Origin of the sequence: Bartonella rattaustraliani AUST/NH4, from assembly GCF_000312565.1 — a bacterium.
In the GTDB taxonomy this organism is placed as follows: Bacteria; Pseudomonadota; Alphaproteobacteria; order Rhizobiales; family Rhizobiaceae; genus Bartonella; species Bartonella rattaustraliani.
In genome coordinates, this window is the sequence record NZ_CALW02000061.1 from 26237 (window position 1) to 38983 (window position 12747).

5 protein-coding genes are annotated in these 12747 nt (G+C 42.1%); all 5 read left to right on the forward strand.

What is annotated here, in order from left to right:
- Nucleotides 1–984 precede the first annotated feature (984 nt).
- The 5 genes from BN67_RS08505 to BN67_RS14280 all read left to right on the forward strand — a co-directional run bounded on the left by BN67_RS08505 (nt 985) and on the right by BN67_RS14280 (nt 12228).
- Nucleotides 985–2787 (forward strand): ShlB/FhaC/HecB family hemolysin secretion/activation protein, encoded by a 1803-nt coding sequence (locus tag BN67_RS08505; protein ID WP_026088241.1) that lies wholly within the window; start codon nt 985–987, stop codon nt 2785–2787.
- A gap of 24 nt (nt 2788–2811) precedes the next feature.
- Complete coding sequence (locus BN67_RS08510) at nt 2812–10887, forward strand: hemagglutinin repeat-containing protein (protein WP_019223691.1); 8076 nt, start codon at nt 2812–2814, stop codon at nt 10885–10887.
- Nucleotides 10884–11288 (forward strand): hypothetical protein, encoded by a 405-nt coding sequence (locus tag BN67_RS08515; protein WP_019223692.1) that lies wholly within the window; start codon nt 10884–10886, stop codon nt 11286–11288. Before BN67_RS08510 ends, BN67_RS08515 begins: the two co-directional genes overlap by 4 nt.
- A gap of 174 nt (nt 11289–11462) precedes the next feature.
- A complete protein-coding gene (locus BN67_RS08520; protein ID WP_019223693.1) occupies nt 11463–11927 on the forward strand; it encodes a hypothetical protein in 465 nt (154 codons plus the stop codon).
- Nucleotides 11928–12069: 142 nt separating this feature from the next.
- Nucleotides 12070–12228: a hypothetical protein gene (locus BN67_RS14280; RefSeq protein WP_019223694.1), complete on the forward strand. Its 159-nt coding sequence runs from the start codon at nt 12070–12072 to the stop codon at nt 12226–12228.
- Nucleotides 12229–12747 lie beyond the last annotated feature (519 nt).

Here is a 12747-nt window from a genome sequence, read left to right on the forward strand (position 1 = left end):
GAAAAGAATAAATACTACTGATTGAGGCCATTATAAAGAGTATACCATTAAAATGGTAACAGTGTAAATCGAAGGTGCAGGTTTTATTGGATAATACGGAATGTACAACCCCCTCTTTGTGAGAGTACGAAAATATAATTTGATACTTATAACACTATTGCGTTATAAAAAATACATTTTCATTTATACACAGATATTTTTTCTTTTTAAAAGAAGTTAAAAACAAAGATACGAAATTAAAAAATATGAAATTATAAGAATACTTAAGAGTCTTGAAGTTATTATTTTTTTCCTCTTATATATAACGATGAATGGGATAAAATTATTTTCTAATCCTTTAAAAACTTGATTTTAGGAATTGAGTTGTTTAAAAGTCGTAGACCTTTAAGGTTAGGCAAGTAAAATAGAGATTTGCAGTGTTTTAAAATGCAAGGTCACTGTTTTTGCTGCTTTTAAAAAAGGGGTTGGCTGTTTTAAAAGAGAGATGGCTGTTGTTTACGCGGTGCAAGAGAGAAAGTCTTGCAGTATCAACTTTTCTTCTATGGAACAAGGTTTGCATGGATAGAGAGCAGGGGTAATAGAATAGTCGGGGTATAGTTTTAAGGGTGGTGTTTACAAAGCTTTAATTAAAGAGCAACATGACGACATCATCATGTAAAATTTTCGGAAAAAGTAAATATGATATGAGATGAACGTAGAGAGTTTTTTTCTATGGTTATTTTTTTAGCGCCGTTTGGGATATGAGAAGCCATTTTTTTTGTTGGGTGTTTTGCTTAAATATTTCGTTGTTTTGCTTTTTTGATTTGCAGTGTTGATGAGGTGGAGATGGCAAAATCCCTGTCATAAAGGAGAAGGTTTTTTATAATTTTAATTGGGACGCAGGAAGATGAATTCTTGTTAAAAAGCTTAAGAAGAAAATGACACTTTTGAGTGTGCATTTATTACGATTCAATATTCATGAAGCAGTCTTTCGGGGAATGCACAATGAATGACAAAATGCGGGGGCAATCTGCAGTGTTTTTGGTATTATTAGGTCAAGGTTGTTTTTTAAGGATTTTTTTCGTTATCCTTGTGTCGTTTGGCTTTTTAAATGGCGTTACAGCATACGCACAATCATCAATGATTTCACATTTACAATCACCCATAGATAATTTTTCTCGCAGATATTCAGAAAAGCAGCAATTAGAAAGAATTGAGAATTTACGCACCTTAACGCCTCAAGGCCTAACAACGTCTTCTGAAGGAACCCAAGGATCGCATTTAAGGAATGAGTACTGCTTTCCAATTCATGCTATTATTGTTGATGGGGTTTATCATATCAAAAAGCGCTCTATAGTAGCCATAACAGATCCTTATGTTGGAAGATGTATCGATCTTTCTGATATCCAGCTTTTAATCAAGCAGTTAACCAAGGTCTATTTAGATAAAGGGTATGTCACAGCGCGTTTTTATGTACCCGATCAAGATATCAAAAACAGCAAAGTGCTCAAATTTGTTGTTGTTGAGGGCAAGCTTTCGGATATTTATTACAATGGTTTACCGGCTTCTTCTCATAATAATGTTGTGTGGAGTGCTTTTCCAGGGCTTAAAGGGCATATTCTTAATATGCGCGATATTGAACAAGGGCTTGATCAAATCAACAGGCTTTTTTCAGGGCACGCTCAAAGCGAACTTCTCCCAGGACGTGAAGATGGCAGCACGATTGTAAATATTAACAATCAACCTAGTAAAGCTTTCAAAGTTCATGTTTCCCATGATAATTTAGGACAATCTTCTACAGGTTATGCGCGTTATAGTGCAGGCTTAAAGCTAGAAAATATTTTAGGTTTCAATGATGCGTGGGATTTTAGTTATCAACGCACTGAACCTGACTATTGGGGTGGAAGCAAACAAGAAGGGCATAGCAATAGTATTTCAGCCGGTGTGAGTATTCCTTATGGTTATTGGACATTTTCTTTGAATGGTTATGCCTATAATTATCAAAGCATCATTGAGGGCAATTTTACAGATATTGAAACAACGGGCAATTCTAGTGAATTACATGCCGGCACAAGCACCGTTCTTCATCGTGATAGCCTTTCATTGACGACACTCAATTTAGGTCTTTCTTATAAAAAAACGAACAATTATCTTCTTGGGAATAAGAGTGAGGTTGGCAGTCGTCAATATAGTGTTGCCAATTTGGGGGCTTCGCATTCTCGTCAAATGTTAGGTGGAACATGGACATTTGATGTCAGTTATTTGCAAGGGCTTCGTTTGTTTCATGCTGCCAAAAAGCATGATCTAGGAGTAGGGGATGCAGAACCTCAATTTATGAAATTTACCGGTACGCTCAGTGTGATGACTCCCATTAAGTTAGGGGAGTGGAACTTGATATTAAGCAATTTGTTGAGTGGGCAATGTTCGCCTCACAATTTATTGGGTTCTGAGCAGATTGCGTTGGGAGGAGTTTCTAATGTCCGTGGAACGCGCGAGAGTTTGATATTTGGGAATAGCGGTTTTTTTATCCGCAATGACTTGTTTTTAAGAACAATGCCGTGGAGTAACCACGTGCATTTAAAAAGGTTTTTGGGTGAGCTTCGCCCTTATATTGGTTTGGACTATGGTCGTATTTTTTCGCAACCTTCTTATGGTTTTGCAAATGAGCATCTTGCTGGTTGGACGGCGGGGGTCAAGCTTGTAGGCGGTACTGTTTCTCTTGATACGAGCTATTCTAATATTTTGTGGAGCTCAGTGAAGCACAAAAAGTCAGGAACAGCTTTTGTAACAGTGACCATGAATTTTTAAGTTTATTTATTGGGGAATAAAATTATGACAAATGATAACAAAGGAAGCAGAGCAAGGTGGTTTAAAGCTTTAGTATCCAGTACTGTTCTCAAGAATATTTTAAGTGGGGGAATAGGTTTTTCTTTTTTATTACAGTCTTCAATTGTGCAGGCACAAATTTCTGTTGATCCGCATGCGGGGGCAGGAAATCGTCCTGATATTGGTACAGCGCCCAATGGGGTTCCCTCGATTGATATTGTAACCCCCAATAGCAAGGGATTGTCGCACAATAAATATCACGATTTTAATATCGATCATCCTGGTGTTATTTGGAACAATCATACGCAGGAAGTTGGAAAATCGCAGTTGGGGGGCATCATGCCGGGCAATCCGCATTTGCGTTTTTCAGGTGCGGCAAGGGTGATTTTAAATGAAGTGACCAGTGGCAAACGCAGTGCTCTGAAGGGTCCAGGGGAAGTTTTTGGACATGCAGCGGATGTCATTATTGCCAATCCCAATGGTATAAGTTGTGAGGGTTGTGGCTTTATCAACACGCCCCATGCGACATTGACAACAGGTGTTCCTGAAATTGATGAGACTGGTTTTTTAAAGGGTTTTGAGGTGAAAGGAGGGGATATCACCTTTGGCAAAAGCGGGGCGAATTTTTTCACGGGCAAGGGATCTGTTGATATTCTTGATATTGTTTCCCGAACTGTGCATTTTGAAGGACCAGTTGCGGGTCGGGAGATAGGGGTGCATGCTGGAACGGGGCACTTTGACTATGTGTCTCGTGAAATGAAAGAGCTCACAGATATTACCGGTAAACCGGAATATGCGATAGATGGTTCTGCTTTGGGGGCATTACAGGCGGATAGGATTAAACTTGTGGCGACAGAAAAAGGCGTTGGGGTTCGCATGCGCCATGATATGGCTGCCAATGCGGGTCAGTTGCGCCTTTCTGCTGATGGAAAAATCTCTTTGAAGAATGTTTTTGGTCATGGTGGGGTTTTGCTGAAATCGAAGAGCGATCACCTTCATGCAAAGCGCATTACCTCGAAAAAGAATATTGAGATTGCCGCAAAAAAAGATGTGATGTTAGAGACGGTTGGGGCGGATGGTCATGTTACAGCAGAGGCGCAAGAAGGGCTTTTAACCATTGCGGGGCAAGCAACTTCTGGAGGCAATATGAAGCTGTTTTCCCGCCATGCCATCAAAGTTTCAGGGCTTGGTTCAGGCGCTGATATGGCGCTTGCAACAGGGGGCAATCTGACCATTGATGGGATTGTTTTAGCTGGAGGGAGTTTAAAGGCACATGCCGGTGGTGCTATCCAGGCACATCTTTTAGCCGGTGGGGTTGATATGGCGAAAACCGGTGCGGCAGGTGTTGTGGTTCTTGGGGCACAAGGGGGTGTTGATTTACAAAGCCGTCAGGGTACGATTGAAGTTGAAAGTGTTTATGGAGCAGGGGATATCGCCTTAGTTTCTCATGATAGGATTTCTGTTTCTCAAACGTTCCTCTCGCATCAAAATGTAGCAATTCACGCAGGATCTGCAACAAATGCAGACATTCATTTTGGACAACTGATTGCCTATGGCAAGGCCCATATTGAGGGCGGGGGCGTTGATTTCGCTTCTCTTCTCACAGGGGATGATGCTGATTTAAGGGTTGGAAGTCTTCATGCTGGAACACTTATGACAGGGGTTGATTTCGCACAATCGAGTGTGAATGGGGCGAATGTGAATGGCGAGATTATTTTGCATGATAAAGGCTCTCTTTCTTTGACTATACAAGAGGGGGTTAAAGTAGGGCAGACTGTGAGTGGTGAAAATATTGATATTTTTGCCGGCAACGACATTTATTATGATCAGGTTATGAGCTATGGCACAGTAAAGTTAACCTCTGTGTCTGGAGAGATCAGTGTAGAGAATGCATTGTCGGCGCGTGGGGATGTGAAATTGAAGGCAAACACCTTGGATTTGAGGGATAATCGTTCTCATATTATTACACCGCAAACCCTGTTTCTCGATGCGGATAATCTTTATGTTTCAGGTAGCAGTTTAATTTATGGTGGTTTAGATTTTAAAAGCGCAAATGCTCTTGAGATTCGCGATGCCTCGCTTGAAGCGAATGCCGATAAGGGGGGAACGGGTGATATTCTTTTGATTGCTCCAAGCCTTATGGCAGATAAGGAAGCCTCTGTTTTAGCCGCAAGAGATTTGGTGATTAAAACAAACAGGCTAGAAAATAGAGGGCAATTGGCATCGGGCAGGGATTTAACCTTTAATGTGACAGCTGATGTAACCAATAGCAGGACGGGTTTAATCTATGCAGGGGGGAATGGCGCTCTGAGAGTTGACGGTAGTGTGTTAAATGATTTTGGCGCCATTATATCAGGGCATGATTTGTTTTTCACCAATGCGGCAGGCACAGGCAGAAACTTTTCTCTTGTGAATAAAGCAGGATTCATTCAAGCTGGCGGAACATTAGCAATCCAAACCAAAACGTTGCAAAATGAAGCCGATAGCACACCTGTTCTTACAGAAAGCACTAGAGATAGGAACATTTCATTCCAAAAACCAAAAGGGTCTAATCAGCTCCGTGATGGAATGTTATATAATGATGAGAATACTGGTCTTTGGGGAAGTGGGCATGAGCATCAGTCAAATACTGTGGGAATTAAGGGGCACGTAAAACTTTACTTGGATTATCCACTTTGGAATAGCCAAGAAGAAACGTATGGTACGGCAATTTCAAGCAATGGAACAGTCTATAAGGCATTTACTTGGGAACATAAACCTATAGGTAAGCAATTGTCCGTACACCGCTATGAATGGAATGGAAATGAGGAATGGGAAGGGATATTCGGGAGCTGGAAAAACAAGAATTGGTCACACATGACAGAACAAACTGTCACGCAAGGTTTTTCGCACAAACCCACCATTCAGGGGTTGATAGAAACGACGGGTAATCTTATCATTAACGCTGATAATATTGAGAACCGCTATAGTATAATAAAAGCGGGTGTAAACGCGGATATCTACACCGATAAGCTGACCAATTTAGGCGTAACAGCTTATAAAAAAATCTTTATGCATTGTTATGCAAACACGGATAATTGTTATGCCTATAACGCTGATGGAAGCCGCAATAGGGATTTAAATATAGCCAATGGTGGCGTTCGCCATGTGAGCTCAGAAGCTCTTGATAGTGTTTCTGGCCTTGTGCAAGCAGGGGGCACCTTGAATTTGGTGGTTAATGAAATCAATAACACGGCAGAGGAAGGTTCCATTAGAGGGAATGCGTATTTTGAGGCAATGGCAGTTTCGGGTGACCCACTAGGCGCATTGAGTGGTTTAACCGCAGCAGATGCTTTATTTACGCCAAACATTGATATAGGTGGGGCAACAGGTGCTTTGGAGGGACTTCCTTTACCAAAACCGCAATCGGGTGGTGTTGGTGGCACTTTGCCCCAACAAAACTTTCTTTATGAAACGCGTGCGAAATTTCTTGATGTCGGCAAATTTTATGGTTCCGCCTATTATTTAAACAGAATTGGTTATAATCCAGATAGAGAGATTTTTTTCTTAGGGGATGCTTATTTTGAAAAGCAATTGATTGAAAAACAAATGCGTGATCTTGTGGGGCAAGGTTTGGGGCAAGGTTCTTTTATTCCGGGGAGCGATGCCATTGAACAAGTCAAAAACTTGCTGGATCAAGGGGCAGATTATGCAAAAGCGCACAACCTTCCCTTTGGTGAGGCTTTAACACAAGAACAGCTGGATGCATTAGAAACCCCAATGGTGGTTTATGTGCGCCAAAAAGTAAAAGGCATGGATGTTTACGTACCCACGCTCTATATTCCAGAAAAAGACAGAGGCTCCTTTGTTTCTTCTGGTGCTTTGATCATGGGGAAGGATGTCAATATTACCAGCAACAATACGCGCAATTCAACGCTCACCAATTCAGGGCGGATTGCAGCCTCGCACCAATTGCATGTGCATGGCGGGGATCTTCTTGGTCAAGGGGGACATTTTGCCGCGGGGGGTGATGTCGTCTTGCTTGCTGAAAAAAGTATTCATCTTGAAGCAGGGCGTACAACAGTTGATGGTGTGGAGACTGTGTTAAACTCAAATGCCCTTTCTGCTGGTGGCAATGCGAGCGTGATTGCCAAACAAGATATCACAGCCTATGGGGTGCGGATTGCCACAAAGGGTGACCTGACTATGTCCACACAACAGGGCAATTTAACAATAGGATCAGCCAAAACCCATCTCCACATAAACCATGGCAACGCCACCATGCACCATCAATCGGAAGTCAGTTCTGGTGGTTCCACAACACTATCATCGGGGAAGAATCTCAACATTTTAGGGTCTGATGTTCAGGCACAAGAGAATATGCTTTTACAAGCGAAAGACAATGTTTCGATTGATGCCACACGCAGCAATATGAACAAGAGGAGCAACTATGAAACCTCCCATGTTGTTTTACACAATGGCGCACATGTAAAGGCAGGAAAAGACATGAGCGTGATATCGGGGCAAGATATCCATATTGCTGCCTCCGATATGGAGGCAAAGGGCAATGTATCCCTTGATGCGCAAGGGGAAATAGCCATAGGGGTCAGAAAAGATGAGACGGAGAGCCATTTTCAGGTGAGAAACACGAAAGCCGATAGGCAAACCTCGACTTCCCTAGGCTCTTCGATAACATCTGGGGGTGATATTACGGCGCTCGCAGGGCAAGATGGGAAAGGGCATGATCTCACCATTACCGGCAGTTCTGTTGCCGCTGAGGGCAAGGTAGGGCTTAAAGCCAGCAAGGATATTCTGATCACCCATGCAGAAGATCACACACATTATGAGATGTCATACCATAAAGAAGGGGGGGCATTTAGCAGCAGTAAGTCCATGCATGACAAGATGGAGGCGGGCCAAGTGGCAGCTTCAAGCCTCACCGGGGGGAACGGTGTTACCCTTGAATCGGGCAATGATACCAAAATCACGGGGTCGATCGTGATAGCTGGAAAAGAAGAGGAAACGCCAGATCAAGCAAAAGCGGCTATTTCTCTTCATGCTGGTGGGGATATTGTCATAAAAGGTGCCCAAGAACATTATGATCAGCAACAGCAATCCTCAACAAGCGGATTTTTGTATGAGAAATCTTCCAAGAGCTCTGAAGCACATACAGTAGCGGTTTCTTCTGTTCTTGGGGCGACAGGCAATATTGTTATGGAGGCAGACAAAAACGCCACGATAACGGCGTCTCATCTGCTTTCAGGGCAAGATATGAGTGTGACAGCAGAAAATGTAACAATGGATGGCATGACAGACCACCATAGCAGCCATGCAGAAGAACATAAATCTGGTTTTGGCGTGGGTTCAGGCAATGGTTTTGTGTCGATATATGGCAGTGAAGGAAAGGCGCAAAATGAAGAGAGTTTTGAACATCAAGGCTCTTCATTGCGTGCCAAGGGCAATATCAACATTACCGCCAAGAAAAAAGATATAACGGTTGTGGGCTCTGATATTTCTGGGGAAAATGTTCGCCTGAGTGCCGCGCGTGATGTTAATGTGCGTGTTGGTCAGAATAGCTCTTCCTCAAGCGCTAAGGAAGAGCGCTCAGGTTTTGGCTTTCAGTTTGAAAAGAATCATAGTGGTGCCTCTGTGGGTGTTGGTGTTGCCAGCAAGAAGGATAAAGACGCTCAAAAGAGCACAACATCCGTTCAATCGCATATTGTGGGCAATAAAGATGTGCAGATCACAGCCGACAATGATGTGAACATGCAAGCAGCTGATGTTTTGGCGGGGCGTGATGTGAATGTTGAAGCCGGCAACAATATCACACTGTCAGAAAGCCATGACATCTTGAACGGCAAAGAAACACATGAAAAATCCTTTGCTGGTGTGACAGGTTCTGTCAATGTGGGCATTCTTGGTACTGTAAAAGATGTAACAGATGCTGCAAAACGTTTTGGTCATGGGGATACAAAACACAAAATTGGCAATGGTTTGATTGCTGGTTTAAAAGGCTATGATCTCTATAACAAAGGCAAGGGTCTTTATAACGGAATGAAGGGTGGAGCAACCAAAAGAGATCTTCTTAATATGGCGGATGCTTCAGCCAGCATTACGGCAGGCTTTAAGGCTGAAAAGGCAGAGGCCTCTTCTCAAGCCTCCACGGCGGTGACAGGGACAATAGAGGGCGGGCATTCTGTCAACATGCAAGCCCACAAAGGCAGCATTCATGGTGTTGGAGTTGATATTGTCGCTGGGTCAAATCCGATGCAAAACAATGATGCACAGAGCGGGAATATCACCCTCCAAGCCGGTCAGGATATCACCTTGGAAAGTGCGAGGAACACACAAAGCACACAAAACCATTCGCAAAATATTTCTGTCAATGTTGGATACAGCTATGGGAGTGGCGATCCAAGGTGGATGGGCAATGCTTCTTTTGGGAAAGGAAAGGGTTCCAGTGAGCAGGTTCAGCAAAAGAACAGCCATATTGTTGGTACCGGTGCAGTTCATACCACAAGTGGGAAAAACACCACTTTGGAGGGAGGTGTGGTTTTGGGAGATCGTGTGAAAATGGAAGTGGGAGGGGATCTTGCCATTGCCAGCCGCAGTGATACGGGGCAAACCTCCAGTAAGCAGAAATCTGTTTCTGTTGGGTTTAATGGTGGAAGAAAGGATGATGCCGTTAGCAGCCATATCTCCGTGAATAAAGATAAATCCTCGAGCGATTATCACAGTGTTGTGGAGCAATCAGGCATCAAAGCGGGGGAGGGTGGTTTTGAGATCACCGTGAAAGACAAAACAACGCTCACCGGAGGTATTGTAGAGAGCAGCGCATCAGCAGAAAAAAACAGCTTGAGCACAGGAAGCATCAGCACAAGTGACATTACCAACAGTGCCCATGCCCAAGCCAGCAGCAAAGGTTTGAGCATTTCTGCGGGTGGTCCCATGTATCAAGGCAAATATGGTGTTGCCAAAAACATTGCCAAAAATGTCTTAGATCATGCAACAAAGCAGGATACAAAGGAAGGCTATACCAAATCCGCCATTAGCGAGGGCACCATTGTGTTGACAAATGAAGCGGGGCAAAGGGCGTTGACGGGCGAAGGCGTGGAACAAACCATAGCCTCCCTTAACCGTGATACTGCTACTGCCCATCAGGGTGTACAACAGCTCGATGTCGCCAAGTTGGAACAAATCGTCCATGAAAACCGTGAAATGGCAACCCAACTGCTGGAAGAAGGATTTAAATACAGCGATGAATCCTATAAAACCATGTTTATCAAAGAACATCCTCTCGCTGTGGTCGATCGTGATGAAAAGGGACAGATAATCTATCTCAAAGATGAAAATGGGGTACCTATAAGAGACGCCCGTGGACAACCAATACCTCAGTTTCATTATTTAACGGATGAAGAAAAGAAGCATTTACAAGAAGGTTCTGATGGCAGGGTGCATGTGTCCTTCAATGGTATCTTTACGCCGCCGGAAGAGGCAGCTGTTTATGCCGAACAACATGCGAAGGATAAAAATGAACCGCTTTATTTTGTTGTGTTCCCGCAAGCAGACTCGGCCATCTCAGAACTTCTGGTCGCGGGCTATCAGAAGTTTCTGGAAAATAACTTTTGGGGTCTGACCAATTCCACACAAGAAGCAAAAGATCTGATGTATGGCTATGGGAATACGGGGCTAAAACTTTACGGGCATAGCCGCGGTGGCATGACATTGTATAACGCGCTGTCTTCTTTCAAACAAGAAGGTGTGCGTGGGATAGCTGACAAAACAGAGGTCAATTTTTATGCACCAGCGGCTAATGCTTTGGCTGCGGCAGGTTTGTTAAGCTATATGAAGAATGGCAAACAAACCAGTGTAGGTTTTGATGGGCATAGATATGACTTTGTCAGCAGAGTGATTGGCGGCAATAGCTATACTTACGAAACAGTGCCAACTGGCAGCAACAGGTGGAAAGAATGGAAGAAAATGTTCACAGATCCCAACAGTGTTCACACATGTCTTGGAGATGCGAGTCCACAATGTAGATATAATTATGGTTCATCTCATCTAGAACAATTCCCTTTAAGTAAATCATGGAGGAAAAAATGAAACAAACTCTAAAATTATTAAGCACTATAACTTTGTTAAGTATAGCTGGGTGCCAGTTTAACAAACCTCCTATAGGAGAAGTGGCAGCGTGGAAGAAACCAGGAGCAGATTTTACAGAGGTAGGAAAAGCCTTGTTAGAATGTGGCATGCCAACACCTTATTATACCGATCCAGAAAGCAGAAAACTTAGTATTAATGCATGGGCAACAATTCATGCTTGCATGGTTCAATCAGGTTTCCATTATGAAAATGAACATGAGGGTGGGTGGTGTTATACTTTTAAAGAAGAAAACCTCCCGATTTGTCGTCCTGGAGCTGTCATTCCTCAGCGCAGTGTTAAAAAGCGCCTCAACAGCCCTTTTTGTAAGCAGTATAAAAAAGCACCAGAATGCAAACCTTAAGCCTTGTTTTTGCTGATAATGAACAACCCCTCATTCTTTTCCTTGGAATGACGGGATTGTTCCCTCAATCAATTATATCAACATTGTTCAGAATTGTCTTAAAAAACAGAGATAAAATATCAACAGGCTTTAGAGCCTTTTCATCGTAAATAAATCCATTGAAAGAGGGGAAAAATGAAATCAATTTTAAAACTATTAAGCATTGTAACTTTGTTAGGTATAGCTGGATGTATTAACCAACCTCCTCCATCAACTTTAGCATTATGGGAAAAACCAGGTGCCAATAAAGCTATGATCCAACAAGCCTTGTCAAAATGTGGTTGGAAACCAGTTTATGCTTCTTCTAACGATATGAATTCGTATGCGAGTGAATTTGCCTCAGTTTATGAGTGCATGAAAAAAGCAGGTTTCCAGTATAAATTGCAAGATTCAAAAGGGATCTATTTTGCACAATCTATGAGAAGTAATTCATTTTTAGCTAATTTGATGATATCTGGATATCAGCAATTTATGGATAATGATACCTTTGGTGTGACCAACAAAACGAAACAGGAACGTGCTTTACGAACGCATTTTGAGAATGAAAGAAAACGTGAGCAAAATCAAAAAGCTTTACAAAAACGCCCTAGCCATCGTTAAAAAGGTAGGTGGATAAAATCACGAATGAAGGAGGGGATCAAAGCCATCTCCTCCTTTATTTACGCGGCAGGCACTTATAATTTGGTGGTTGAGAGACTTAATAACACGGTAGCGGAAGGGGCTATTTCGGGGGACGCGCATTTTGAATCCAAAGTCGTGGGGCAATCCACTGGATACGTTAAGCGGTTTGACAGAGGCTGGTACATTTGGCAATATGACAGTGGGCTTTCAAAGTGAAAAAGCAGAAGCCTCCTCTCAAGCCACCACGGCAGTCACAGGTAGCATAGAGGCAGGGCGTTGAGATATTTTATTTTTAGTGATTGATAGCTTTTAGGTCAAAGTTTAATTTATTATTTGAGACATATTTAAGCGTTTTCTTAGGTTTTCCGTTATAAAAAAGATACGGGTTTTTCTACTTTTCATAGGTTGTTTTGCTTATACATTTTACTAACAACAGTGTGTATGATTTGTCGTAAAAATAAGTTCGGTTTTATCTTTTTTAGAAGCTAGATTAAGTTTTACTGTTTCATTTCTTTGAAAATTCTCATTTTACAGCATTTCTTTTTATCAATATAAGCTTATACAATCTATTTTGAGTGGAGTGCACTATCACTCTTAATTCTATTTTGGATAAATTGTTTTAAAAACTACAAGTTTTAAAGTGTGATTGCCTGTTTGTTCCTTACTTTACATAAAACACAATACAGATTATAAAGCCGTAATTTATCGCGTGTATAGAAAATAATTATCATTTATTTTATATCTATTGAATTTAATTTGTGGTTTATTTTTTTTGTCTGCATTTTTGTTTTTTCTGAGA